21 protein-coding genes are annotated in these 25,106 nt (G+C 67.9%); 16 read left to right on the top strand and 5 right to left on the bottom strand.

Annotation, left to right across the window (positions count from 1 at the left end; translation table 11 throughout):
- The first annotated feature begins 58 nt into the window (after positions 1-58).
- Positions 59-610 carry a CGNR zinc finger domain-containing protein gene (locus AC4ELH_RS16450; RefSeq protein ID WP_064960034.1) on the top strand — a complete coding sequence of 184 codons (552 nt, stop codon included), beginning with the start codon at positions 59-61 and terminating at the stop codon, positions 608-610.
- Between the two features lie 19 nt (positions 611-629).
- Here AC4ELH_RS16450 and AC4ELH_RS16445 read toward each other — a convergent pair whose 3' ends face one another.
- On the bottom strand, positions 630-1,244 hold the full coding sequence (locus tag AC4ELH_RS16445) for a TetR/AcrR family transcriptional regulator (RefSeq protein ID WP_064960035.1): 615 nt from the start codon (positions 1,242-1,244) through the stop codon (positions 630-632).
- 73 nt (positions 1,245-1,317) lie between these two features.
- Between AC4ELH_RS16445 and AC4ELH_RS16440 the strand changes: the two genes are divergently transcribed.
- The 4 genes from AC4ELH_RS16440 (at position 1,318) to eccB (ending at position 6,059) form a co-directional block, all read left to right on the top strand.
- A complete protein-coding gene (locus AC4ELH_RS16440) occupies positions 1,318-2,499 on the top strand; it encodes a M28 family metallopeptidase (RefSeq protein ID WP_448445892.1) in 1,182 nt (393 codons plus the stop codon).
- On the top strand, positions 2,496-3,458 hold the full coding sequence (locus AC4ELH_RS16435; protein ID WP_448445890.1) for an enoyl-CoA hydratase/isomerase family protein: 963 nt from the start codon (positions 2,496-2,498) through the stop codon (positions 3,456-3,458). The genes AC4ELH_RS16440 and AC4ELH_RS16435 overlap by 4 nt, the downstream gene beginning before the upstream one ends.
- 9 nt (positions 3,459-3,467) lie before the next feature.
- Entirely contained in the window at positions 3,468-4,568 is a 1,101-nt protein-coding gene (locus tag AC4ELH_RS16430) for a saccharopine dehydrogenase NADP-binding domain-containing protein (protein ID WP_448445888.1), read from the top strand.
- Between the two features lie 87 nt (positions 4,569-4,655).
- Positions 4,656-6,059, top strand: a complete 1,404-nt coding sequence (gene eccB, locus AC4ELH_RS16425) for a type VII secretion protein EccB (protein WP_498885428.1) — start codon at positions 4,656-4,658, stop codon at positions 6,057-6,059.
- On the opposite strand, the gene mycP is transcribed toward eccB, so the two are convergent.
- Both mycP and eccD read right to left on the bottom strand, forming a co-directional pair.
- Complete coding sequence (gene mycP, locus AC4ELH_RS16420; protein WP_448445884.1) at positions 6,012-7,340, bottom strand: type VII secretion-associated serine protease mycosin; 1,329 nt, start codon at positions 7,338-7,340, stop codon at positions 6,012-6,014. The genes eccB and mycP overlap by 48 nt on opposite strands.
- Positions 7,337-8,677 carry a type VII secretion integral membrane protein EccD gene (eccD, locus tag AC4ELH_RS16415; protein ID WP_498885426.1) on the bottom strand — a complete coding sequence of 447 codons (1,341 nt, stop codon included), beginning with the start codon at positions 8,675-8,677 and terminating at the stop codon, positions 7,337-7,339. The genes mycP and eccD overlap by 4 nt, the downstream gene beginning before the upstream one ends.
- Positions 8,678-8,798: 121 nt before the next feature.
- Here eccD and eccCb point away from each other — a divergent pair, with 121 nt between their 5' ends.
- The 4 genes from eccCb (at position 8,799) to AC4ELH_RS16395 (ending at position 14,412) form a co-directional block, all read left to right on the top strand.
- Entirely contained in the window at positions 8,799-12,557 is a 3,759-nt protein-coding gene (gene eccCb, locus AC4ELH_RS16410; RefSeq protein WP_498886186.1) for a type VII secretion protein EccCb, read from the top strand.
- Complete coding sequence (locus AC4ELH_RS16405; RefSeq protein WP_448445880.1) at positions 12,554-13,702, top strand: type VII secretion-associated protein; 1,149 nt, start codon at positions 12,554-12,556, stop codon at positions 13,700-13,702. The genes eccCb and AC4ELH_RS16405 overlap by 4 nt, the downstream gene beginning before the upstream one ends.
- 77 nt (positions 13,703-13,779) lie before the next feature.
- On the top strand, positions 13,780-14,103 hold the full coding sequence (locus AC4ELH_RS16400; protein ID WP_448445878.1) for a WXG100 family type VII secretion target: 324 nt from the start codon (positions 13,780-13,782) through the stop codon (positions 14,101-14,103).
- Positions 14,104-14,115: 12 nt separating this feature from the next.
- Positions 14,116-14,412, top strand: coding sequence for a WXG100 family type VII secretion target (locus AC4ELH_RS16395; protein ID WP_064883162.1), 297 nt, complete (start codon positions 14,116-14,118; stop codon positions 14,410-14,412).
- An 82-nt stretch (positions 14,413-14,494) separates the two neighbouring features.
- Here the strand turns inward: AC4ELH_RS16395 and AC4ELH_RS16390 are convergent, their stop codons facing one another.
- Positions 14,495-15,892, bottom strand: a complete 1,398-nt coding sequence (locus AC4ELH_RS16390) for a DEAD/DEAH box helicase (protein WP_448445876.1) — start codon at positions 15,890-15,892, stop codon at positions 14,495-14,497.
- A 319-nt stretch (positions 15,893-16,211) separates the two neighbouring features.
- On the opposite strand from AC4ELH_RS16390, the gene AC4ELH_RS16385 reads away from it, so the two are divergent.
- The 3 genes from AC4ELH_RS16385 (at position 16,212) to AC4ELH_RS16375 (ending at position 19,620) form a co-directional block, all read left to right on the top strand.
- The gene (locus tag AC4ELH_RS16385) at positions 16,212-17,477 is read left to right on the top strand and encodes a GAF domain-containing protein (RefSeq protein WP_498885423.1); all 1,266 of its coding nucleotides are present in this window, start codon (positions 16,212-16,214) and stop codon (positions 17,475-17,477) included.
- Positions 17,478-17,610: 133 nt separating this feature from the next.
- Entirely contained in the window at positions 17,611-19,134 is a 1,524-nt protein-coding gene (adh, locus tag AC4ELH_RS16380) for an aldehyde dehydrogenase (RefSeq protein ID WP_055111459.1), read from the top strand.
- Between the two features lie 87 nt (positions 19,135-19,221).
- The gene (locus AC4ELH_RS16375) at positions 19,222-19,620 is read left to right on the top strand and encodes a GlcG/HbpS family heme-binding protein (RefSeq protein ID WP_064960046.1); all 399 of its coding nucleotides are present in this window, start codon (positions 19,222-19,224) and stop codon (positions 19,618-19,620) included.
- A 30-nt stretch (positions 19,621-19,650) separates the two neighbouring features.
- Here AC4ELH_RS16375 and AC4ELH_RS16370 read toward each other — a convergent pair whose 3' ends face one another.
- Entirely contained in the window at positions 19,651-20,361 is a 711-nt protein-coding gene (locus tag AC4ELH_RS16370) for a (2Fe-2S)-binding protein (protein WP_498885420.1), read from the bottom strand.
- 125 nt (positions 20,362-20,486) lie between these two features.
- On the opposite strand from AC4ELH_RS16370, the gene AC4ELH_RS16365 reads away from it, so the two are divergent.
- From AC4ELH_RS16365 to AC4ELH_RS16350, 4 genes are read left to right on the top strand one after another with little or no spacing between them, the layout of a single operon-like run.
- A complete protein-coding gene (locus AC4ELH_RS16365) occupies positions 20,487-20,915 on the top strand; it encodes a diol dehydratase small subunit (RefSeq protein WP_064888016.1) in 429 nt (142 codons plus the stop codon).
- 10 nt (positions 20,916-20,925) lie between these two features.
- On the top strand, positions 20,926-22,644 hold the full coding sequence (locus AC4ELH_RS16360; protein ID WP_498885418.1) for a propanediol/glycerol family dehydratase large subunit: 1,719 nt from the start codon (positions 20,926-20,928) through the stop codon (positions 22,642-22,644).
- Between the two features lies 1 nt (position 22,645).
- The gene (locus tag AC4ELH_RS16355) at positions 22,646-23,242 is read left to right on the top strand and encodes a propanediol/glycerol family dehydratase medium subunit (protein WP_064888020.1); all 597 of its coding nucleotides are present in this window, start codon (positions 22,646-22,648) and stop codon (positions 23,240-23,242) included.
- Positions 23,242-25,101, top strand: coding sequence for a diol dehydratase reactivase subunit alpha (locus AC4ELH_RS16350; RefSeq protein WP_448445861.1), 1,860 nt, complete (start codon positions 23,242-23,244; stop codon positions 25,099-25,101). Before AC4ELH_RS16355 ends, AC4ELH_RS16350 begins: the two co-directional genes overlap by 1 nt.
- The last annotated feature ends 5 nt before the right edge of the window (positions 25,102-25,106 follow it).

Raw genomic sequence — 25,106 nt, 5'->3', positions numbered from 1 at the left:
ATCGATTTTGGTAATGACAGTAGGGTTGACGGTACGGCGACAGGGGGTCATGAGTCAAATGCTTTTTACCTATGACACGGAGCTCACGCTTCGGGCTGCGATGGTGTTGGTGAACACCGATCGGGTAGAAGGCGAACAACTGTCTGACCAGGCCGACCTGAGTGCCTATCTCGATGACTTCGGCTGGACCGGACGACGCGACCGAGACGACGCCGAGCTGGCCGCGGTGCGCGCACTGCGCGGGCGCATCGGGGAGGTCTGGGCGGTGGCCGACGACGAGGAGGAGGCGGTCCGTCGGGTCAACGCCCTGCTGAGTGACACCAAGGCGGCGCCGTGGCTGACGCGGCACAAGGAGATGCCGGAGTGGCACCTGCACCTGGCGTCGGTCGACGATCCGCTCGCGCAGCGGATGGGCGCCGAGATGGCGATGGCGCTGGCCGACCTGATTCGTGGCGGCGAACTGCGTCGGCTCAAGATCTGCGCCGCCCCGGACTGTGAGGCCGTGCTGACCGACCTGTCGCGGAACCGCTCCCGCATTTTCTGCGATACCGGCAACTGCGGTAACCGCCAGCATGTCGCGGCCTACCGGCAGCGTCAGCGCGAGGACTGAAACGCCCTCTACGCGTACTTCACGCGGTTTCTGCCGCTGAGCGCATGCCGCTCAACAGCGTGAACAGGACAGCTTCGACGTCCTTGGCGGTCTGGTCCGGATCGCTTCCGGCCGCGATGATCAGTACCGAATTGCAGAACAGGCTGAACAAGACGTCCGCAGCGGTCGCCACCGGTACGGGGACGGCTTCGCCCGTTGCAATGGCGTCGGCGAGCGTAGCCCGGATCAGGGGCAGCGACATTTCCTCGTCCAGTTCGCGGACCCGGTCCCAGCCCAACACGCCGACGGCCTGCCGGAGCAGCATCCGAGCATCATCGTCATCGACATAGCCACGCAGAAAAGCCCGCGTGGCGACCTCCACGCGTTGCCACGCGGTGGTGTCGGGCGGCATCGACGCGACGGCGGCTTGGAGCACCGAGGCCTGGGCGCCGCGGAACACCTCGGCGAAGATCTCCTGCTTGTCCCGAAAGTGGTGGTAGACGGCGCCGTTGCTCGATTCGGAGGCGCGGGCGATCTCGTCGATCGACGTCGCCTCGAACCCCTTGGTGACGAACAGGTGGCGTGCGGCGTCGAGCACTGCCGTGCGCGTGAGCGCCGCGCTGATGTCGCGCCGGCGGGGCTTGACGGAGCTCATAGAGGCGAGCATAGTGGCCGACTATAAATCGGTAACAGAGTGCGACTCTGTGAAACGGAAAGCGGGAGGCGCTATGGATTCGGTGGGGGAGTTCGACGGGCCGGCCGACGTCGGCGCGATGCGTCGCGACGTGGAGCAACTGGTCAGGTTCGATCGCCGAACTGCGGGTGAGGGGGAGCGTGCCTCGGCGCGTTACCTCGGTGAGCGCTTGCACGGGCTCGGCGCCAAAGATGTCGCGACCTCTACATTCCGCAGCCAGACATCCTGGGCCCCTGCGCATCTCGTGCACCTTGCGATCGGCGCCGGCCTCGCGGCGCTTCGGCATCCGGTGGCGCGGTGGGGAGGTGCGGCGATCGCGGTGTCTTATGAGCTGGAAGTCTCGGGACGGCTGCAGTGGGCGCGTCGGCTCTTGCCGGCGCGACGCGGCGTATCGGTGTGGGCGCGGATTCCGGCGGCAGGTCATTCGCGTCGCACGGTGGTGCTCTGTGCCCATCACGATGCTGCGCACATGGGCGCAGTGTGGCATCCGTATGCCGTCGCGGCGAGCCGCCGCCTGGCCGCGGCCACCGGCCACGCGGTGCCCAGTCACGCCATCCCGTTGACGGCACTGGCGGCGGCCGCGATCCCGTCCCGCCGGATCAGGTTTGCTGCCGGCGCCGCCTTGGCGGCGAGTGCAGCGCTCATGGTGCAGTCGATGGGAAGTCGGACCGCCCCGGGGGCCAACGACAATGCCTCGGGCGTTGCCGCTGTGCTCGCGCTCGCCGGCCAGTTCGTAGCCTCACCTCTGCCGGAAACCACTGTGCTGGTGGTGTTTCCGGGTGGCGAAGAGGCCGGAAACACCGGAATCAAGGATTGGCTCCGCCGTCATCGGAGGCAACTGGACCCCGACCACACCCTGGTGATCAATCTCGACTCGGTCGGCAGTCGTGGGCCGATGGTCGTGTCTGCGCGAGAGGCGTTGACGAACACGCTGGCGGCAGATGCGGTCGAGCGGGCCCATCGCGCTGCCGCCGAACTCGGTTTGGACCTCGAGCAGGTCAGCTTCCCCAATGCCACGGACGCGGCGATCATGACCCACGTCGGCCTGCCTGCGGTCTCGCTACTGTCCGTCGAGGACGGTTGGGTGAGCCACCTGCACCGCCCGTCCGACACCGTGGACAACGTCGACTGGACCACGGTGAGCAACGCTGTCCGCCTGGCCGGGCAGATCGCCCGAACCTGGGTGCGGGACGTACGGGATGTCGTCGCGGCATGAGTACCTCGCCGCGACTGGTCACCGATCAATCCGATCGTGTGCTCACGGTGACCTTCAACAACCCGCCCCGACACTTCTTCGATGAGCCGATGAGCATCGAATTGGACCGGCTCACCAGGGAATTGCGCCGCGATTCGACAATACGGGCGGTGGTGTTCAGGGGCAGCGATGACACCTATCTCACTCATTTCGACGTACCGTCACTGCTCCGCGGAGCCGAATCGGTGCCGGTCAGCGTCGGCTACGGCCCGGCCCGGGCCGTCATCGCGGGTGCGCGGGTGGCCGTCGCCAACCGGAGTGTGGACGCCGTACTGCGTCGAACCGCTCTGCGGAACACTTTGTTCCTGGCCCGGACCTACCGGTCCCTGGACCGGCTGTCCCGGCTGGATCAGGTGGTGATCACCGAGATCAACGGTCTCGCCCTCGGGATGGGAGCGATCTTCGCGCTGGCCTGCGACATCCGAATCATGGCGGATGACACCAAGATCGGCTTGGTCGAGTCAGGAATCGGCCTGCTCGCCGGGGCCGGGGGAACCCAACGTCTGACCCGGATCGTGGGGGCGGCGGCCTCCGTCCAACTGCTGCTCGACGGGAGCTGGCTCACGGCTGGCGACGCGGCCCGACTCGGCATCGTGCACCAGGTTTGCCCACGAGAACGACTGCGCGCAAGCACGGTAGAGCTCGCGGATCGCCTGGCGGCCAGACCGCCGGCGGTCACTCGGGAGATCAAACGCGCGGTCTATGACTCGAGCACCAGGCCGGGAGTTGCCTCGATGCGGCGCGAAGCCGCGGGGTTGGTCCGGACGCTCACCGATCGCGAAACAAAGCGGTCGATGGCCGCCTACCGTGACTATCTCGCTACCAACGCACCATTGACCGATGAGGTGATCCTGCGTGGGTGGGAACGCGTCGGGATTTCGCGCCACACCATTTCGCCCTCCAGTCCTTCAGCCCGATAGGGAGAATCAGTGCCTGACAACCGATCAACCGACGTCGCGGTCTTCGGAGCCACCGGATACACCGGAAAGCAGATCGTGCGTGAACTTCTCGCAGCCGGCCGCTCGGTAGTGTGCGTGGGCCGCGACCTCGACAAATTGCACAAGCTGGCGGCCGATATCGGTCAGGCCGTCCGCGTGGAGTCCGGTGCCCTGAGTGACCGGTCACGAGTCGAGGAGATCTGCTCGGACGTACGAACTGTCGTCAACGCGGCCGGGTCGTTCGTCGAAACCTGCGAACCGGTCGCCCGTGCCGCGATCGCCACCCGGACCCACTATGTCGACATCAGCGGTGAGCAACGCTCGATCCAGTACGTGTTCGACGAACTGAGCGCTGCCGCCGCGAGTGCCGGTGTCGCCCTGATTCCATCCGCGGGGTTCTACGCGGCGCTCGCCGATGCGTTGGTCACCTTGATCGCGGCCGAGACGGGGCGCATCGACATCGTCGACATCGCCTATCACATCACCGACTGGACGCCGAGCGGCGCCGCGTACGCCAACTTCCTGCGTGGAATGGGGCAGCCCATAGTCCAGTTCGATCGGAGGTACGTCGAGGTCAGGACGCCCCTGCTCCAGACGGCGGCGTTCCCGGATCCGGTCGGCACCCAGACCGTGTTCACCTACCCGGCACCGGATGCCGTCACCGTTCCGCGACATCTCGATGTCGGCGCCGTCCGAACGTGGATGTCTGCCAGCACATTCGGAAGCCCGGTGCCGGACCGCTTCGTTCCGCTGATGACCCGCGCGGTAGGCGCGGCGCTGCGGAGCCCGTTCCATTCGCTGGCCGAATCGCTCTTCGGTGCGACGACCCGGTCCACTCACACCCGGATCGACGACGACCCCACGCGCTTCTGGATATCGGTCAGGGCGGCAGGAGAATCCGGCGAAAGGACAGCTACCCTGAACGCCGAGGGCATCTTCGATCTGACGGCTCCCATCGCGGCCTCGATCGTGGGGACGACCCTCGACGACGTATTCGCCGCCACCGGGGCCGTGAGCCCGGCACAGATCGTCGAGCCGCGTGTCTTTCTCGATGGCCTGGCCGGACACGGGCTCACCTACACGTTGAGCTGACGGTGCCGGGTGTCGTGAGCAGGTGCAGGCCGGAATCACTGCGTGGGGCGTGCCTCCGACCGGGTTAGGGTGATCGCCGGGGGACATATGGCACGGCGAACTGCCACTCGGCTACAGCTCAGCGGGCATCGATTCCTGTTGCGGCGCATGACACACGCGTTGGTTCGCGGTGACGCGCGGATGCTCGATGATCCGCTGCGCGCGCAGGCGGTCGCCTACGGCGCGGGCTGCGCCCTGACGGCTGCAGCGATCGCGGTGTGTGCGGTGCTGGCGCTGGTCCGTCCAGGATCGGTGCCAGGTGATGCGGCGATCCTGCTGGCGCGCGATACCGGAGCCCTGTACGTCCGCGTCGACGACACCGTGCACCCGGTGTCTGATCTGGCTTCGGCCCGGCTCATCGTCGGTACACCGGTGAATCCGCTGGTGGTCGACGCCGCTGCCATCGCCAAGTTCCGGCGCGGCCCACTGGTGGGCATCCCGGGCGCCCCGGCCGAGCTCGGTCAACCGCTGAGCCTCGACGAATCGGACTGGGCTGTCTGCGACGGCACAGAGCCGGCCGAGACAGTGCTGCTGGCGGGGCGGGGCGACCGCAGGATGGTGGCGTTGGGTAGCGGTCAGGCGTTGCTCGTGTCGGCGCGCACGATGGGAGGGGCGACGTACCTGCTAGCCGACGGGTGGCGGGCGCGGGTCGATCTCCGCGACATCGCCGTGGTACGAGCACTGCATCTGGAAGGTTTGCCGGTACAAGCGGTTTCGCAAGCCCTGCTGGACTCGGTGCCCGAGGCGCCGGCGTTACGGGCACCGCCGATCGCGGGCGTGGGCAACCCTGGACCGGCCGCGCTGGGCGGACTCGCGGTGGGCACCGTGGTGCGCGTGGTACGCGCCGGCCCCGCCGAGTTCTATGTGGTGCTGACCGACGGCCTCCAACGCGTCGGCCGGGTGGCGGCCGACGTCATCCGATTCAGCGTGGCTCAGTCGCACGACGAACCGCCCGTCGTTCCGGCCGACGTCGTGGCCGACGTGCCGGTGGCCGACAACCTCGCCGTGGCCCGGTTCCCGGAGCGGGTAGTGCCGCGGGCACCTGCGGTGGTGTGCGCCAACTGGGATCCGCGGCAGCGCGGATCGGCAACGAATACCAGTGTGGTCATGGCAGATTCGCTGCCCGATCACAGTGTGCAACTGGCGCAGGCAGACGGTATGGGCCCGAATGTCGATCGGGTGGTGATTCCGGGTGGCCGCAGCGTGCTGCTGCAGGCCGCGGGTGTGACCCGCGACGGCATCGACGGTGGGCCGCTGTACCTGTTGAACGATCGGGGCGTGCTGTTCGGGATCCGCGACGGGGCCACCGCAGAAATGCTCGGTCTGGGTACCGACCCTGTTCCCGCGCCGTGGCCGATGCTCGCGATGCTGCCACGGGGGCCCGAACTGAACCGCGAAGCCGCCTCAGTCAGCCGGGACGTGACGACCGGCGCCCGGGCGGTGCCGGCGTAACCGCTTGGCTGCCATCATCAGTGCGATCAGGAGCGTCGCGCCGACGCACACGGCGGCGCCGCCGAAGGCGATGCGCTGGGGCCGGGCGTCGATCGAGGCCGGGGCACCCGGCACTACCAGGGCCGGGACGGCCGGCGCGGACACAGACGACGGAGTGCCGCCGCTGACGGCGGCCAGGGCGTCGACCACACCGTGCCCGACCAACGGATTCCAGCCGTCGGCCGGAGTACGTGCGGTGTCCTCGATGCGGCGCATCACCTCTCGCGCGCTGAGTTGCGGGAACCGGGCGCGCACCAGCGCAGCCACCCCGGCCACGACGGGCGCGGCATAGTTGGTTCCCGAAATCGGGGCTTCCCGTCCGATCGTGTCGATCAACCGTTCGCCGTCGGGGTGAAGCGAGACGCGATTCTCGCCGGGCGCGGCCACATCGACCCAGGGACCGGCCAGACTGAAAACCGATGCCGTGCCGTCGGATCCGACCGAACCCACGCACAACACCAGGTCGTCGTACCAGCCCGGGCTGGATACCGTGCGGAGACTGTCCCAGTCGGGTACGCCGGCCGGACCGGTGGGACCTTCCTGCTGCGTACAGCCCGCGCCGACGTTGCCGGCTGCGGCCACCACCACGACGTTACGGACGTCGACGGCGTAGCTCAGTGCGGCGCCGAGGGCTCGGTCGTCGGGTGCTGCGGTGGCGGCTACGCACGCGGGCGACGAGATGTTGATGACGGTGGCGCCGAGGTCGGCTGCGGTACGCACCGCCATGGCGAGGGTGGTGACGTCGCCGACACCGGTAGGTCCGCCGTCCGCGCTGAACTTGTTGCTCGACTGACGGATGGCCAGGATGACGGAGTCGGGTGCGACCCCGCTGAATCCGGGACTAGGTGCAGCACCGGCGATTCCGGCAACGATCGTGCCGTGGCCGTCGCAATCGGCGGTACCGTCGCCGTGTGACACATAGTCACCACCGCCGACAAGGTGCGGCAACAGACGGTGCCGGGCGACCCCGGTGTCGATCACCGCGATCTTCTGCCCCGCACCGCGTGTGAGCGGCCACACCGACTCCAGTCCCAGTGGAGACCCCGCCACAGCGGCGGTGGCGTCGGCCGGAGACTGATAGCAGGGTTGGCGTTGTTCGGTGCGCTCGACGGGTCCCGGTGGCGCAGGCCGAGGGAGCAAAGTCGCATCGACTGCGGGTGGTACGACGGCTGCTGCCGGCGCAATGGGCAGCAGTGGAAACCCGACGATCAGCGCCGCAGCCAACCGGACCGGCCTGTTCACCTCAGTGCCAGGTCGCGAACGATGTCGAAAGCGCCGGCCAGCCAGCATGTCAGCGGCACCACCGCGGCCAGCGCGGCGTACTCCAGGGCATCTGCGAACCGAGCTGCGGCCGGACTGTGGATCGTGACCGGCCAGATCAGGGCGATCCCAGTGCCGACGGCGAGCACTCCGGTCCAACTGCCATGTACTGGATTCCAGGCCACTACAAGAACGAAAGCTGCAGTGAGCGAGAGGAATCCGCAGACGCCGGCGACGGTGCGGCAACGGCCCGACACGTAGCTGCGTGAGCGCAGCAGTAGCGCCACGCCGACGGCCGCGGCGAACGTGACCTCGACGGCTGTGACCCGCTGCGGACCGGCGAATGTGAGGATTGCCGTCCCCAGCGCGGCAGCGGTCGAACAACCGGCCACCAGGCTCGCCAGGTACCGGTGCCCGACGAGAGCTCGTGCATCGACGTCGAATCCGTCCGGCTCTGGCGTCTCGTCGCCGGCATACCCGGGTACCGGCGGCGTCAGGCCGGCCAACGCAATGGACAACCGCGGTGTCAGCGGCAGCAGGCCCACCCCGAGTGCGCTCACCAACGAACCCAGTATCGGGGTGGCCGAGGGCCACCACGAGACGAAACCGGTCGCTGCGGCGACCACCCCGGTGACCGTGACGACCGCGAGCAGAGTCTCCGAGCCGCCACCGGATACCCGCATCAGTATCGCGCCCAGTGATCCCGCAGCGATCGCAGCCAGAAAGAAGTTCGCCGGAGCCGGCCCGGCCGGAACGACGAGGAAACCGAGGACTGCCGCGTGCGCGAGCGCTGCGACGTCGAGCGCCGCGACCTTTGCCGAACTCAGATCGAAACGCCGGGCAGCCAGCGCCACGGCAGAGACAGCCACTGCCGCCACCGCGGCCACGGCAATGCGGTCCAATCCGCTGCCGGCGAGCCCGGTCCACGCCAGCGCCACGACGCCAAGCGCGCAGGCCCACAAGCAGGCGGCCACCCGCAGTCCGTCGGACACGGCGTCCTCCGTGGAGTCGCCGGTCAACACGGCAGTCAGCGACCGTTCTGGCGTGGGCTCTTCGCGGGCTCCGGCAAGCACCAGCAGATCGCCGTCGCGAACATCGTTCTGCGACAGGGTCGCCGACTCGTTCAGATCGTTTCCGCCCAGGTGTGCCAACCGCCAGCGCAGCGCGGTGCCGTCGGCGGCGCCGAGCGCGTCGACGATCCACGGCAGGAGTTCGCCTACTGTCATCGCGCCCGGCAAGGACAGGTCGACCGTGGCGCCGTGCCCGGCCGCGTCAGCAGCGCCAAAGTGAATCGATACGTGACACAAGGAATCCGGCATCGCATCACCCCCGGTTGACGCCGACATCTGCCACGCTAACCGACTCGAGGAACCTCGTCGTACACCAATTTTTCCGGTGCGCAGCGGGAACCCGGCGGGCCCCGCGTGCGTCCAAATGTCGATGGAACCGATCCGCGCACCGCACGCCGCCCGCGAGCTCCCCGTACCGGAGTCGCAGGTGACGGAGCTTGTGATCGATGCACCGCCTGCGCTGCCGCGCCACAACCCGATCAGCCCGCTCACCAGGTTGCTGCCGCTGCTGGTCGTCGTCGCGATGGGCGGCATGGTCGCGGTGTACGTCACCTCTGGCGCGCCCGCGACACGTGGTCCGGCCGCCATGATGTTCCCGATCATGATGGCCATGTCGGCGATCGGCACGGCCGCCTACAGCATGAAGAACGGCGGCCGCGCATCGCAGCTCCACCGGGACCGCGGGGAGTACCTGCGTTACCTGGACGGGATCGACACAGTGGCCGGTGAATCCGCCCGCGCGCAGTGGTTGGGCCTGCATGCCGCACATCCCGATCCGGGGTGCTTGTGGACGCTGGCCGGTGGCGAACAGATGTGGCGACGCGTCCCCGATGACCCTGGCTTCTGTGAGGTGCGCGTGGGCGTGGGGGACACGCCGTCGTCCACCAGGCTGGTCGCCGGTGGCGATGACCCCGGGCGTGAAGCCGACCCGGTGACGGTATCGGCTCTCGCCCAACTGATCCGGCATCGATCGACGGTGGCAGGAGTCCCGGTGACGGTGAAGCTGCGCGGCCTCGGGCACGTGTCGGTGGAGGGACCGATCGACGCGGCCCGGGCCTTGCTGCGCGCGGTGATCTGCCAACTGGCCACGGCACACAGTCCGCGGTACATGCGCATCGCCGTGGTCGGCGACGTAGCGACAGCAGACGAATGGGAATGGTTGAAATGGCTTGGCCACCACTGGTATCCCGATGATGATCACCGTGGACCGGTCGCGCTGCGGCTGCGCACACTGACCGACCTGCCCGCCACAGATCCGCCGGCACACACCGTCGTCATCGTCGATTCCGCCACAACCGGGCCTGTGGTGTCGCGCCCCGGTGCGGGCGTCACCGTACTGACCGTCGCGGCTCGTGCCGGAAACGCCACGGCGGACCTGCATCTGGACCTCGAGGCTGACCTGGTGCGACTCGGCGCGGTCTCGGCGCGCCCGGACCGGATGACCCGCGAGCAGGCCGTGACCTGTGCCCGGTGGCTGGCGCGATGGCGTCGTGCTCCGATGCCCGTGGCTGCCGGCTGGCCGGAGCTGATCAGGATCGACGACCCGGCCGGCATCGATCCGCCGAGCGTATGGACGACATCGGATCCGAGGCGGTTCCTCCGGGTTCCCGTCGGGCGGCGTGCCGACGGCACCCCGGTTCACCTCGACCTCAAGGAGGCCGCGCACGACGGCATGGGCCCGCACGGGCTCTGTGTCGGTGCGACCGGCTCGGGGAAATCGGAGTTCCTGCGCACACTGGTACTGGGGTTGATCACCACACATTCCCCCCAGTCCCTCAACCTTGTCCTCATCGATTTCAAAGGCGGGGCAACATTTCTCGGCCTGCACCGGGCGCGTCATGTCAGCGCGTTGATCACCAACCTGGCGCAGGAGGCGCAGCTCGTGGACCGGATGGCCGATGCGCTGGCCGGAGAGTTGACCCGGCGTCAGGAACTGCTTCGGGCAGCCGGCAACCTGGCCAATATCGCGGAATACCGGCGCCGCACCGAGCTGCCCGCCTTACCGGCGCTGCTGATCGTGGTCGACGAGTTCTCCGAACTGCTGCAGCAACATCCCGATTTCGCTGAGTTGTTCGTGGCGATCGGCCGACTCGGGCGCTCGCTGGGCATACACCTGCTGTTGGCCAGCCAGCGCCTCGACGAGGGCCGGCTGCGTGGGCTGGAGAGCCACCTGTCGTACCGGATATGCCTGAAGACATTCTCGCCCAACGAGTCCCGATCAGTGCTCGGTATCGCCGATGCGTACGAGCTGCCGAACACGCCCGGAGCGGCCTACCTGAAGACACCGGCCGGGGAGATCGTCAGATTTCAGACCGCGTTCGTCTCCGCTGCCGGTTCGGTGCCCGACCAGCGGCCGCTCGAGGCTCCAGGCCCCAGCCGGTTCACCGCACCGTGGATGTCGGCCGGCCGCGGGGCCTCCGGCGCCGCCACGACCGTGCTGCAGCAGGTCGTCGACCGGTTGGCCGGGTACGGCACACCGGCACACCAGGTCTGGTTGCCGCCGCTGCCGGGTGCCGTGCCGCTCAGCGACGTCCTGCTGTCGGATCCCGATCCGCTCGACGTCGCGATCGGGTTGGTCGACCGACCTTTCGAACAGCGCCGGGACCGACTGATGCTGTCGCTGGGCGGCGGCCGGGGCAACGTGGCGATCGTCGGCGGTCCGCAATCCGGAAAATCCACGGCGGCCAAGACTCTGGCGGTGGCACTGGCAGCGACCCACCATCCCCGGGACGTGACGATCTACTGCCTGGACTTCGGTGGCGGAACGCTGAGTGCACTGCAAGCCCTGCCGCACGTCGGCGCCGTGGCCGGACGCGCCGACGCTGACCTCGTCCGGCGCACCGTCGCCGAGATGCAGGCCCTGGTCAGCGCCCGTGAGGCGCGGTTCACCGCGCTCGGCATCGGCTCCATGGCCGAATACCGGACCCGTCGTGATGCCGGGGAGATCGCTGATCCCTCAGGTGACGTGTTCCTTGTCATCGACGGCTGGTCGACGTTCCGAGCCGAATTCGACGCGCTTGAGCCGACGGTCACCGCGCTTGCCGTGCAGGGGCTTTCGCTCGGCATCCATGTGGTCGCGACCGCGTCGCGGTGGGCAGAGTTCCGTCCCGCGTTCAAGGACCAACTGGGTACCCGCATCGAGTTGCGGCTCGGTGATCCGGCCGAGTCCGAGATGGACCGCAAACGCGCCAGGCAGTTGACCCAGTGCGCGCCGGGGCGGGGACTCACCCAGGACGGCCGTGAGTTGTTGATCGCCTTGCCCCGGCTGGATGGCACACCGTCTGACGCCGGCATCGGCGCGGCGCTGGAGCGGATCGGGGAGATTCTGCAGGTGCAGTGCGGCGAGGCTCGCGCGCCGGAGATCCGGCTCCTGCCGCCGTGTGTGCACGCACACGAGCTGCACCCGGTGTCTCGGATCCGGCCCGCCACCGAGGTGCTGCTGGGGCTCGGTGAACGCGAACTCATGCCGGTGCTGGTCGATTTCAACGCTCAGCCCGATCTGGTGATCTTCGGTGACACCGGATGCGGCAAGTCCACCGCACTGCGCGCCCTGTGCTGCGACCTGGCGGCGGGCAACGACCCGGCGAGCGTGCAACTGCTCATCGTGGATTTCCGCCGCGCCTTGCTGGGCGCGGTGGAATCGGGACATCTGGCCGGATACGCCACTTCGGTCGCGGCGTTGGACGCGGCACTTCCGAGATTGCTTGAGACACTGAAGGACCGGTTGCCGGGTCCCGAGGTCACCCAGCGGGAGCTTCGCGACCGCACGTGGTGGACCGGACCCGAACTCTACGTCGTGGTCGACGATTACGATCTGGTGGCCGGAGGCGGACCGAATCCGTTGTCACCGCTGTTGAGTTACCTGCCGCATGCCCGTGACCTCGGACTGCACCTGCTGCTGGCCCGCCGTTCCGGCGGTGCGGCGCGTGCGATGTTCGATCCGGTGCTGTCTGCGGTCAGGGACCTCGGCTGCATGGGCCTGATGATGAGCGCCGGCCCCGACGACGGCGTACTACTGGGAACGGTACGGCCGGTTCGCCTTCCACCGGGGCGCGGCACGCTGATCACCCGCGCGGCACCCGATCAGCTGGTTCAGATCGCCCTGTCTGGAGGAGGCGAGGCGCGGTGACGTCAGCCGTCATCGAGGTGGGTCCGGTGACCGTGCGCGGACCAGGCCCCGTTGCGGCGGACCTCGCCGCAGTCGCGGTGGCCGGCATCGACGACGAGATCGCGCTGATCGAGGACGAGCCGGTCGCAGTGTCAGATCTGTGGGTCGAGGTACTCGGTGCGGCCGGTGCCGGGGCGGGGATGCTCACCCTGGTGTGTCCCACGTGGTGGACAGCCGACCGGTGCGACCGTGTGCGGGATGGCGCGATGGGCTCTGAAGTGGTTGTGATGCAGCGGGTTCAGGCCCTGAGTGCGTCGCTGTCCGCGGGGTCCTCGGTGGTGGTCGAGATCGCCGACGAGGTCGTCATGGTGTCCGGCGTCCATGCGAGTGGCATCGCACTGGCGCGCCATGCTCTGGACGATCCGGATGCCGAAGCGGTCGTGCGCGCAGTGCTGGCGATCGCCGGCAGATCGGCAGAGGTGGTTGTCGACGCTCCGGTCGAGGTGTCCGGAGCTGTGACATTGGGTAACGAGGTGGTGGAAGGACTGCGCCGTCGTGACCTGGTGGCAAGCGTGGCCGACGCCCGGACCTGGCGGAACACGCTCGTGGCACCGGATACCGAGGTCGATGAGCAACTTGGCAGGCGGAGTCGGACCGGGAAGTTCGCGATGTGCGCTGCAGCGGCTTTGGCTGCGGTACTCGGTGGGATCGCCTTCGCCGCTCACGGTCCGCCCACCGACCACCCGTCGATGACGGTCCTGGTCGAGGGCCGGGTGGGTGTGCAGATTCCGGCGGGTTGGACGGTACGAAGAATCACCGAGGGGCCGGGATCGGCTCGGGTCGAGGTGGTTTCGCCGAGCGACCCAGAGCTGATGATTCATCTGACCCAGTCCGGTGTCGGTGACGGCTCAGTGGCTGACACTCTGCAGGCCGCCCTGCGGGAGCAACCCGCGGGGGTGTTCGTCGACTTCGATCCGTCTGCGGTCGTGGCAGCCCGACAGGTGGTCAGCTACCGGGAAGTCCGGGCCGGGCGGGAGATCCGTTGGGCGGTGTTCGTCGACGGTGTGGTGCGGATCGCGGTCGGATGCCAGAGCGCACCGGGACACGGTGAGGCCGTGCGCTGGGCGTGTGAGGCGGCCACCCGGTCCGCACACGCGGTGTTCTGAAATCGGGTGGAACCAAACAGCGCCGCGCTGCGTCGAATTGTTATATCCCGCAACACAAGACCGGAGGACCAGAGGACATGTCACGAGCGCCGACGGGGCCGTTGGGCACCGACTTCGAGGTAATGACGAGTGTGGCGGGCCGGATCGACGTGCTGAACGACGACGTCCGGGCCATGCTGCAGAGCTTCATCGGAAAGATGAGCAGCGTGCCACCGTCAGTTTGGGGCGGCGTGGCGGCAGCGCGGTTCCGTGACGTGGTGGACCGCTGGAACACTGAATCGCTGACACTGCACACCACGTTGGGCCGTATCGCGGAGACCATCCGGACCAACGAGCGCACGCTGCGCGCTGCTACCGACACTCACGCGCAGCGGCTCGGCGCCGTCGGCGACGGCATCTGATCGGCGCCGGCCATGGATCATGTGCTGTCCTACGACTTCGGCGAGATCGAGTACTCGGTTCGCCAGGAGATCCACACGACGTCGAGCCGGTTCAACGCTGCTCTCGATGAATTGCGTTCGCAGATCGCGCCTTTGCAGCAGGTCTGGACCCGTGAGGCCGCGCAGGCCTATGCCGTCGAACAGGCCCGCTGGAACCAGGCCGCGGCGGCCCTCAACGAGATCCTGTTCTCCCTGGGCAATGCGGTGCGCGACGGCGCCGACGAGGTGGCCGCAACCGACCGCAGTGCGGCCAACGCGTGGGGAGCCTGAGGCCGCTCAGCCCAGAAAGACATGTGCGGTCCCGTCCGGTGGAGAGGACCGGGCGGGACCGCACACTTTCGTCTGGTTCGGGCTAGCGAGCAGAGCCGGAGTCGCGGCGGGGACGGCGGTGTCCGCCACCGCGCTGTTGTCCGCCTGTACCGGCCCCGGAGCGGGCCGACGGTCCGCCGCCGTTGCGGGAGGAGCCGTTCGGGCGGTTGCGGCCCTGCTGCTGGCCCGACTTGCCCGGCTGCCCGGACCGGTTGCCCTGGCGCCGCGGTGCCGGAGCGGCCTGGGTGGCCGGCTCGGGACGAATCGGGTCACCGAAAACCCGGTCGCCGGGGGCGATCTCACGAAGCACCGGATGGTCGATGCCGTTCACCCGGGTGATCGTGGGCTTGACCCCGGCCTTCTTGGTCAGGGTGCGCACATCGGAGACCTGTGCGTCATGCATGAGCGTCACGACGGTGCCCTCGTTGCCTGCGCGTGCCGTACGGCCGGACCGGTGCAGGTAGGCCTTGTGCTCGACGGGCGGGTCGGCGTGCACGACGAGGCTGACGTCGTCGACGTGGATACCGCGGGCGGCGATGTCGGTGGCCACCAGCACTCCGGCCGATCCGTCGGAGAACGCCGTCAGGTTGCGGGTGCGGGCATTCTGGGACAGGTTGCCGTGCAGCTCAACTGCCGAGACGCCACGCGAATTGAGCTGACGGGTCAGGTTTTTCGCACCGTGCTTGGTGCGGGCGAACACGATGGTGCGCCCGGGGGCGGCGGCCAGATCGGCAACCACGTTGACCCGGGAGGCGTTGTCCACGTGCAGCACGTGGTGCACCATCGCGGTCACCGGGGACTGCGCCGAATCGACACTGTGCACCACCGGGTCGTGCAGGTAGCGCTTGACCAGCACGTCGACCCCGGCATCGAGCGTGGCCGAGAACAGCAGGCGCTGGCAGTCTTTCGGCGTGCGGTCCAGCAGGCGCTTCACGCCGGGCAGGAAGCCGAGGTCGGCCATGTGGTCGGCTTCGTCGAGCACGGTGACCTCGACCGCGGACAGGTCGGCGTGACCCGACCGCATGTGGTCTTCGAGCCGGCCCGGGCAGGCGATCACGATGTCCACCCCCCCTCTGAGGGCGGAGATCTGCGGGTTGGGGCCCACGCCACCGAAAATGTTGACCGACCGCAGGCCGGTCGTCTTGGCCAGCGGCGCCAGCGAGGCCTCGATCTGGGTGACGAGTTCACGGGTCGGCGCAAGGATCAGCGCGCGGGGCCGGTTCGGCGCCCGGCGGGTGCCGCTGGTCGCCAAGCGCGCCACCAGGGGCAACAGGAACGCGTAGGTCTTGCCGGACCCGGTCCGGCCACGGCCGAGGACATCGCGGCCCTTGAGCGAATCAGGCAGCGTCGCGGCCTGGATCGGGAAGGGAGACTCCACGCCGTTACCGGCGAGGGTGGCGACGATCTCGGCGGGCAGGCCGAGCTCGGCGAAAGTAGGCACGGCGGTGCCAGGGGTTTCTTGGACAGACAAAATGAAAGCTCCGAAAATAGAGGGCGGTCGTCCTGCCCGGCGCGAGTGACATCTCGCGGCGCTCGGTTGACGATCGAGAAGGCGGCAAAGGCAGAACAGACAAGCCGCCGTGGCCCAACTATACCGGTCATCGACGGATTTCCCGATTTCCGGGCGCCTGACCAGCGGGTGGGATCCATCACAGCCCGGGCAGGTCAACTATCCTGGCGGACACGCGTGAATGCCATGTCAATGGCCCGACGCCGGGAGCGTGATAGCGGTGGCCGCATCGAGAAGCGTGGGAGGCCGGATGTCGCCCCGGGCACTTCCCGCGAAGGTGCGTGCGATCCATGACCTTTTCATCGCGGGCCGGGTGGACGCCGATTCTCTGGACACCACCCCGGTTCGTCGCGTCATCGTGGAGAGCTGGCAACGCAGTCTGGCCACCGGGGTGGACCCCGACATGGGCGCCCGGGCGGCTGCCGCGGCCGCTTCGCTGACCGAGTTGCGCAACACGCACCCGCTCGCGCCCACCCTGCCGCTGATCCGTCGGTTGCTGGTCGACGACGCCGTCGGCGCCGGCGTGTTGGTGGCGATCACCGCGGCCGACGGCACGCTGCTGTGGGTCGAGGGAGACCACGGCGCACGCCGCAAGGCCGAAGGGATGAACTTCGTCCCGGGGTCGGACTGGAGTGAGCGGGCGGCGGGCACCAACGCGCCCGGCACCGCTCTGGCGCTGGACCGGGAACTGCAGATCCTGGGCTCCGAGCACTTCTCCCGAACCGTGCACTCGTGGAGTTGCACCGCCGTGCCCGTGCACGACCCGGCCACCGGGGTGCTGCTGGGCGCCATCGACCTGACCGGCGGGTCCGCGGTCGCCACACCTCAGACATTGGCCCTGGTCAGGGCCACTGCTGTGGCGGTCGAGAACCAGCTGGCCCTGCTGCGGCTCACCGGACCGGCCGAGCCGGCCGAAACCGAGACGGCGCGGCTGACGGTGCTGGGCGCCGACCGCCCGCGCTGGCGGATGGCAGACGCCGAGGGCCGGCCCCAGTCCAGCGTTCTCACCGGCCGCCATGCCGACATCCTGGTCCTGCTGATCCGGCACCCCGAGGGGTTGAGTGCCGATCATCTGGCCATGCTGCTCGACGACAAGGACCTCGACGTGGTCACGGTCCGCGCCGAGGTGTCGCGGCTGCGGCGGGTCATCGGCAGCAGCTACATCGAGTCGCGGCCGTACCGGCTGTTGGCGCCGGTGGCCAGCGACATGGGTGACGTGTACGACGCGTTGCAGGCCGGGAACGTCTCGGCCGCCCTGGATGCGTACTCGGGCGCGTTGCTGCCGCAGTCGGTCTCACCGGCGATCGCGCGGCTGCGCACCGAGCTGAGCGCCGGCCTGCGCGAAGCGGTGCTGACCGGGAGCGATCTGGGCCTGCTGCGGCGGTGGTTGGCACTGCCCGACGGCCGTGACGATCGACAGGGCTGGCGGGTGTTGCACGACCATGCCGACGCCGACCCCTTGGCCAGGGCGCAGGCCCGCGGTCACCTGGCCGGTATCGACTCCGACCTGGGCTAGTTTGGTCGGCTCGCCGACGTGCTAACCCCCGGCCCTCGAACGCCCTGCAACGTGTGCAACTGTGCTGCAACCTACTGCTGACTACCTTTAGTGACTACCGACACATTTCGGTGTCCGAATGCAGGAGATTGCCATGACTGTTTATGCACGTCCGGGTGCCGACGGCGCCGTGATGTCGTTCGAATCCCGCTACGACAACTTCATCGGCGGACAGTGGGTCGCGCCGGCCGAGGGCCGCTACTTCGAGAATCCGACGCCGGTCACGGGCCAGGTGTTCTGCGAGGTGGCCCGCTCCACCGAGGCCGACGTCGAAAAGGCCCTCGATGCCGCGCACGCGGCCGCGCCGGCATGGGGCAAGACCTCGCCCGCCGAGCGCGCCGTGATCCTCAACAAGATCGCCGACCGCATCGAGGAGAACCTCGAGGCCGTCGCGTTGGCCGAGTCGTGGGACAACGGCAAGCCGATCCGCGAGACGCTGAATGCCGACATCCCGCTGGCGATCGATCATTTCCGGTACTTCGCCGGTGTGCTTCGCGCCCAGGAGGGCTCGCTCTCGCAGATCGACGAGGACACCGTCGCCTACCACTTCCACGAGCCGCTCGGCGTGGTCGGCCAGATCATCCCGTGGAACTTCCCGATCCTGATGGCGGTCTGGAAGCTGGCCCCGGCGCTGGCCGCGGGCAACGCCGTGGTGCTCAAACCTGCTGAGCAGACCCCGGTTTCGGTGCTGTTCCTGATGTCGCTGATCGGTGACCTGCTGCCTGCCGGTGTGGTCAACGTGGTGAACGGGTTCGGTGTGGAGGCCGGCAAGCCGCTGGCCTCGAGCAACCGGATCGCCAAGATCGCGTTCACCGGCGAGACCACCACCGGTCGGCTGATCATGCAGTATGCCAGCCAGAACCTGATCCCGGTGACCCTCGAGCTGGGTGGCAAGAGCCCGAACATCTTCTTCTCCGATGTGCTGGCTGCCGCCGACGACTTCCAGGACAAGGCCCTGGAAGGGTTCACCATGTTCGCGCTGAACCAGGGCGAGGTGTGCACCTGCCCGTCGCGGTCGCTGATCCAGGCCGACATCTACGACGAGTTCCTCGAGTTGGCTGCCATTCGCACCAAGGCGGTACGCCAGGGCGACCCGCTGGACACCGAGACCATGATCGGTGCGCAGGCCTCCAACGATCAGCTGGAGAAGATCCTGTCCTACATCGAGATCGGGAAATCCGAAGGGGCCCAACTGATCACCGGTGGTGAGCGGGCCGATTTGGGTGGCGACCTCAACGGCGGGTTCTACGTGGCGCCCACGATCTTCACCGGCAACAACAAGATGCGGCTGTTCCAGGAGGAGATCTTCGGTCCGGTCGTGGCGGTCACGTCGTTCACCGATTACGACGACGCGATCTCGATCGCCAACGACACCCTCTACGGTCTGGGCGCGGGCGTGTGGAGCCGTAACGGCAACACCGCCTACCGCGCCGGCCGGGACATCAAGGCCGGCCGGGTGTGGACCAACTGCTACCACGCCTATCCCGCCCACGCGGCGTTCGGCGGCTACAAGCAGTCCGGCATCGGCAGGGAGAACCACAAGATGATGCTCGACCACTACCAGCAGACCAAGAACCTGTTGGTGAGTTACGGCACCAAGGCCCAGGGCTTCTTCTGATCCACCGCCGAACGTGAGCTTGTGTGCGAAGAAACCCGCAAATCTCGCACACAAGCTCACGTTCGCGGTCTACCTGATGGGACACACATGACATCGCTGCCGCTGCCGACCGCGCAGAAGGTGATCGACGCCGCCGTCGTGAAGGCGGAAGAGATCGGCCAGCCGATGAACATCGCCGTGGTCGACGACGGAGGTCATCTGGTGGCTTTCGTGCGGATGGACGGTGCGATCAAGGCCAGCATCGACATCTCGATCCGCAAGGCCCGCACCGCGGTCATGATGAACCTGCCCACCAGCGCGCTGATGGACATCTGCCAGCCCGGCGGTGAGTTGTACGGCCTGGAGCAGACCGCCGGCGGGCTGGTCGTGTTCGGCGGCGGGGTTCTGTTGGAAGCCGACGGAGTGGTGATCGGCGCGGTCGGTGTGAGTGCGGGCAGTGTCGAGCAGGATGTCGCAGTGGCGACCGCTGCGGCAGCGGCAATGTAGCCACCGCTGCGGCAGCGGCCCTCTAGGGATCTAGCCCGGCCCGCTGGTCAGAACACAGTCACCGCAGTAGCCGCCCCCGGGCACCTGGTAGAACAGGCAGCAGTTGCGCCGCCGGAACTGTTCTCCCACAACGTCTGCGGTGCCGCGCAGCGGTTCGATCGCGATCAGTTCGGCGGCCAGCGCACGGCCGCGGCGCTCCGCGTCGGGGCGGGACATGGCCAGTACGGTGACCGCGCCGTTGGCCGCCGATGCGATGTTGCCCCACATCACCTGTGGCGAAAGAGATTCCGCCGGCCCCATGGTGCCGTTTAGCAGGCGCAACACGGTTTCGATCAGCGATTCGGCGATGGTGACGGCGACCCGCCGCAGGTCGGTTTCGGTCACCCATTCGACACCCGCTTTTCCGAGGGCTGGTCGGTGGGATGAATCCTGTTGCCAGAACAGCGAATCCATCGTGAGTAGTAGGACGCTGCCAAAGCACACCGCGGCGCCGATCGCGGGGGACAACAGGCGTGCGGCGATCGACAGGTGCACCGAGGAGGCCGCGGCCTTCACCGGCACGTCGGCTTCGTCGATCCCGAAGCCGGCGGCCGTCGCCGCCCGGGTGCGCATCGTGTACTCGTGCAGGACGGCCGGATCGCCACACAGGGACGCGATCGGCCTCCAGTCGGCGGGATCGGCCGCCGGGAGGGCAAAGAACTCGCCCAGCGCGGCGATCGGGTCAGATTTTCCGGCGTCCATCGTCGGGTCAGGTTAGCCGCACTGACCTGCGGCGCAACCCTGATGCAACGTGATGCAGCGCACAATTGGCTCGCGTTGTGTCGCACGTCGGTGGGAGATCCGCCCCGAGTCAGTTGGAGTAGTGAATGACGGAACCGATTCTCGACCCTTCGGCCGATTACCCGCTGAGCATCCATCGCGAGGATCTGCTGTTCACCCCCAACGGCACGCCGATCGGCGGTATCACCATGGACGCGGTGATGTCAGGTGAGATCGCCGCCTCCGATCTGCGCATCACCCCGCAGACCCTGCGACTGCAGGCCCAGATCGCGGAAAAGGTGGGACGCCGCCAGCTCGGCTCGAACCTGCGCCGCGCCGCGGAGATGACCGCGATCAGCGACGAGCGGGTGTTGCAGATCTACAACGCGCTGCGACCCAACGCCTCCACCAAGGCCGAACTCGACGCCATCGCCGACGAGCTGGACACCAAATACGGGGCGGCGTTGCTGGCGGGGCTCGTCCGTGAGGCCGCCGACGTGTACGAGCGCCGCGACATCCTGGCCACCAGCGAATAGGAGAACACCGGTGACGGCAGTATCGCCACAACATTCCACGGCCGGCCGGCGCAGGCAGTCCGAGCGCACCAAGGTCCTTGAGGACCGGCCGGTCAACCTCGACGGCTTCGTCGAGGAATGGCCCGAGGTGGGCATGGTCGCGCTGGACAGCGCATTCGATCCTGCGCCGAGCGTGCGCGTCGTCGACGGGGTGATCGTCGAGATGGACGGCCGGGACCGCGCCGATTTCGATTTCATCGACCAGTTCATCGCCGATCACGCCATCGACACCGCGACCACCGAGCAGGCGATGGCGATCCCGGCGGCCGACATCGCCCGGATGCTTGTCGACCCGCATGTGTCCCGCGACGAGGTGATCGCGGTGACCACGGCACTCACCCCGGCCAAGCTGCTCGAAGTGGCAAAGACGCTGAACATCGTCGAGATCATGATGGGGATGCAGAAGATGCGGGCCCGTCGCACCCCGGCGAACCAGGCGCACTGCACCAGCGCTCGGGACAACCCGCTCCAGGTCGCGTGTGAAGCCGCCGAGGCCTCGCTGCGCGGATTCTCGGAAGTGGAAACCACTTTGGGTGTGGTGCGCTACGCGCCGCTGGTGGCGATGGCGCAGCAGATCGGCAGCCAGGTTGGCTGTGGTGGACGCCTGACCCAGTGCGCCCTCGAGGAGGCCACCGAGCTCGAACTGGGCATGCGCGGCATCACCGCCTATGCCGAGACCATCTCGGTCTACGGCACCGAGTCGGTGTTCGTCGACGGTGATGACACCCCGTGGTCGAAGGCCTTCCTGGCCGCGGCTTATGCCTCGCGGGGCATCAAGATGCGATTCACCTCGGGCACCGGTTCCGAGGTGCAGATGGGCAACGCCGAGGGCCGCTCCATGCTGTACCTGGAGATCCGGTGCATCCTGGTCGCGAAAGGCGCAGGCGTGCAGGGCTTGCAGAACGGTTCGATTTCCTGCATCGGCGTGCCGGGTGCGGTACCGGCGGGGATCCGGGCGGTGGCGGCGGAGAATCTGATTGCCTCGGCGGTGGACCTGGAATGCGCTTCGGGCAACGACCAGTCGTTCTCCCACTCGCCGATGCGCCGGGTGGCGCGGTTGTTGCCGCAGCTGATGCCGGGCACCGATTTCATCTGCTCGGGTTACTCGGCGCCACCCAACTACGACGACATGTTCGCCGGATCCAACCTCGACGCCGAGGATTACGACGACTTCAACACCATCCAGCGGGACCTGCAGATCGACGGCGGGTTGCGCCACGTCAACGAGGCCGAGATTCTCGCTGTCCGGCATCGTGCGGCCAAGGCTCTGCAGGCGGTGTTCGCATACCTCGATCTGCCCGCCATCTCCGACGGCGAGGTCGAGACGGCCGTGTATGCGCACGGCAGCCGCGAGTTGATCCCGCGTGATGTCCTGGAAGACCTCAAGGGCGCTCAGCAGGTGATGGACCGCAACATCACGGGGCTGGACCTGGTGAAGGCGCTGGAATCGACCGGTTTCTCCGATGTCGCCGAGAACCTGTTGGCCGTTCTGCGACAACGGGTCTCGGGTGATCTGCTGCAGACGTCGGCGATCATGACGCGTGAGCTCCAGCCGTTGTCTGCGGTCAACGACCGCAACGACTATGCAGGCCCGGGCACCGGCTACCGCCCCACGGGCGCACGCTGGGAGGAGATGAAGCGGCTACGTCACGTGACCAGCGCCGAGAACCCTGAACTGGAGGTCGAGTGACATGTCGGCAGTGACCGGGCAGCGGACACTGAGCTTCACCGGCGAGCGGCCGGCAGAACCCGGGAAGCGCTCTGATGAAGTGGTGTTGGCGATTTCGCCGGCGTTCGCCGACTTCTTCAGCCAGACCATCGTCGGGCTGTCCCATGCCGACGTGATCCGCCAGATCCTGGCCGGTATCGAGGAGCAGGAGGTGACCGCCCGGTGTATCCGGATCCGGCACAGCAGTGACCTCGCCGTGGTCGCACACGCGGCGGCCAGGCTCAGCGGGTCGGGCATCGGTATCGGCATCCTGTCTCGCGGCACATCGATGATCCATCAGCGTGACCTGCCCAGGTTGTCCAGCCTCGAACTGTTCCCCCAGAGTCCGCTGATGACGTTGGAGACCTACCGCCGCATCGGGTCGAACGCCGCCCAGTACGCCAAAGGTGAGTCACCCGAACCGGTTCCGACGCTCAATGATCAGATGGCGCGGCCGCGTTGGCAGGCGAAGGCGGCGCTGCTGCACCTGAAGGAGACCGAGCAGATCCGCAAGCAGGATCGCCCGGTAGAAGTGACGCCGGAGTTCGGCGAGCTGACCCCCGAGGCACTGGGTACCTGATGGCGTTGACTGTTGTCGGTGTCGACATCGGCAACTCGACGACCGAGGCCAGTGCCGCGGTCGTCGCGACTGACGGCTCGACCAGGTTCCGTGGCGCGGCCCTGACCGCGACGACGGGCGTCAAGGGCACGCCTCGAAATGTGGACGGCGTGGCCCAGGCGGTGGTTCGAGCGCTGGAGGCGAGCGCGGTGCGGCTGGCCGACCTGGACCTCGTCCTGCTGAACGAGGCCACGCCGGTGATCAGTGGCATGGCGATGGAAACCATCACCGAAACCATCATCACCGAGTCGACCATGATCGGCCATGACCCGCGCACCCCGGGCGGACGCGGCCTCGGTGTCGGTGTCACCGTGGCGTTCGACGCCCTCGCCCAAACGCCGTCCGGCACCGAAGTGATCGTGGTGGTGCCCAGGGACGTGGACTTCGAGGACGCGGCACGTGGGATCAATGCGGCAGCGGCACAAGGGCTGACGGTGTGCGGGGTGATCCTGGGCAACGACGATGCGGTGCTGGTGGCCAACCGGCTCGACTCCGTGGTCCCGGTGATCGACGAGGTATCGCGCATCGATGCGGTGCCGCTGGGCATGCTGGCCGCAGTCGAGGTGGCCGCACCCGGTAACTCGATCCGTACCCTGTCCAACGCCTACGGGCTGGCGACGATCTTCGACCTGGACGCGGCTGCCACCAAGGTGATCTCGCCGGTGGCCCGGGCGTTGACCGGCAACCGCTCGGCGGTGGTGGTGCGCACTCCCGCAGGCGATGTCGCCGATCGCAGTATCCCGGCTGGATCGCTGGAGCTGTCCGGTGTACACAAGCGGGTCACCGTCGATGTGTCCCGCGGTGCACCGGAGATTATGAGCGCGGTCGAGCGGGTCGCTCCGCTGGCGGATGTGGCGGGGGAGGCCGGCACCAACACCGGCGGCATGATCGCCAATGTGCGGCACAGCATGGCCGAGCTGTCCGGACATGTGCTGGCCGACGTATGCATCCAGGATCTGCTCGCGGTGGATACCTTTGTGCCGCAGGAGGTTCGTGGCGGGGTGGCCGGTGAGGTCGCCCTGGAGAACGCGGTTGCGCTGGCGGCCATGGTCCGGACGCGTGAAAGCGGAATGCGAGCGGTCGCCGACGAGGTTCGGGCCCGGTTGCGGGCCGCCGGGGCTGACCGTGTCGAGGTGATGGTCGGTGGTGTCGAGGCCGAGATGGCGGCGCTGGGTGCGCTGACCACGCCGGGCACCGACAAGCCGCTCGTGGTGCTCGATCTAGGTGGCGGCTCGACCGATGCCGCATCGCTGGCGGTGGACGGCGGGATCGGTACCGTGCACCTGGCCGGTGCAGGCGATCTGGTCACCAAGCTGATCGACGCCGAGCTCGGTCTCGACAACCTGGAACTGGCCGAGGACATCAAACGATCACCGTTGGGCAAGGCGGAGAGCTTCTTTCATGTCCGGCTGGAGAACGGCACCGTGATGTTCTTCGAGAAGCCGCTGCCCGCTGCATCGTTCGCGCGAGTGGTCACGCTGGCTGAATACGGCATGAATGCGATCCCCACCAGGCATTCCATGGACCGGGTCAGGCTGGTGCGCCGCGCGGCCAAGGAACGGGTCTTCGTGGTCAATGCGTTGCGCGCACTGCGGGCTGTCGCGCCCGGCGGTGACCTGCGTCAGATCGGGTTTGTGGTGCTGCTCGGTGGATGCGCCCTCGACTTCGAGATCCCCGAACTCATCGCGGATGCCCTTGCTCCGTTCGGAATCGTCTGCGGCACAGGAAACGTGCGTGGGTCGGAAGGCCCGCGGAACGCCGTGGCCACCGGTCTGGTGGCGTCGCACGCTCGGTTGGTCGGAGCGGGTCTCAGTGCATAGCGGTG

The organism is Mycobacterium shunyiense (assembly GCF_058270075.1).
The sequence above is the reverse complement of the archived record's forward strand: the minus strand, read 5'-3'. Positions and strand labels throughout refer to the sequence as shown.

What these genes read in the sequence shown, in the direction of transcription:
- AC4ELH_RS16445 (WP_064960035.1), bottom strand. Translation starts at nt 1,244, where the DNA reads ATGAGCTCCGTCAAGCCCCGCCGGCGCGACATCAGCGCGGCGCTCACG.
- AC4ELH_RS16355 (WP_064888020.1), top strand. Translation starts at nt 22,646, where the DNA reads ATGTCGGCAGTGACCGGGCAGCGGACACTGAGCTTCACCGGCGAGCGG.
- AC4ELH_RS16350 (WP_448445861.1), top strand. Translation starts at nt 23,242, where the DNA reads ATGGCGTTGACTGTTGTCGGTGTCGACATCGGCAACTCGACGACCGAG.
- AC4ELH_RS16375 (WP_064960046.1), top strand. Translation starts at nt 19,222, where the DNA reads ATGACATCGCTGCCGCTGCCGACCGCGCAGAAGGTGATCGACGCCGCC.
- eccB (WP_498885428.1), top strand. Translation starts at nt 4,656, where the DNA reads ATGGCACGGCGAACTGCCACTCGGCTACAGCTCAGCGGGCATCGATTC.
- AC4ELH_RS16450 (WP_064960034.1), top strand. Translation starts at nt 59, where the DNA reads ATGCTTTTTACCTATGACACGGAGCTCACGCTTCGGGCTGCGATGGTG.
- AC4ELH_RS16440 (WP_448445892.1), top strand. Translation starts at nt 1,318, where the DNA reads ATGGATTCGGTGGGGGAGTTCGACGGGCCGGCCGACGTCGGCGCGATG.
- AC4ELH_RS16395 (WP_064883162.1), top strand. Translation starts at nt 14,116, where the DNA reads ATGGATCATGTGCTGTCCTACGACTTCGGCGAGATCGAGTACTCGGTT.
- AC4ELH_RS16365 (WP_064888016.1), top strand. Translation starts at nt 20,487, where the DNA reads ATGACGGAACCGATTCTCGACCCTTCGGCCGATTACCCGCTGAGCATC.
- eccD (WP_498885426.1), bottom strand. Translation starts at nt 8,677, where the DNA reads ATGCCGGATTCCTTGTGTCACGTATCGATTCACTTTGGCGCTGCTGAC.
- AC4ELH_RS16385 (WP_498885423.1), top strand. Translation starts at nt 16,212, where the DNA reads ATGTCGCCCCGGGCACTTCCCGCGAAGGTGCGTGCGATCCATGACCTT.
- AC4ELH_RS16400 (WP_448445878.1), top strand. Translation starts at nt 13,780, where the DNA reads ATGTCACGAGCGCCGACGGGGCCGTTGGGCACCGACTTCGAGGTAATG.
- eccCb (WP_498886186.1), top strand. Translation starts at nt 8,799, where the DNA reads ATGGAACCGATCCGCGCACCGCACGCCGCCCGCGAGCTCCCCGTACCG.
- AC4ELH_RS16435 (WP_448445890.1), top strand. Translation starts at nt 2,496, where the DNA reads ATGAGTACCTCGCCGCGACTGGTCACCGATCAATCCGATCGTGTGCTC.
- adh (WP_055111459.1), top strand. Translation starts at nt 17,611, where the DNA reads ATGACTGTTTATGCACGTCCGGGTGCCGACGGCGCCGTGATGTCGTTC.
- AC4ELH_RS16370 (WP_498885420.1), bottom strand. Translation starts at nt 20,361, where the DNA reads ATGGACGCCGGAAAATCTGACCCGATCGCCGCGCTGGGCGAGTTCTTT.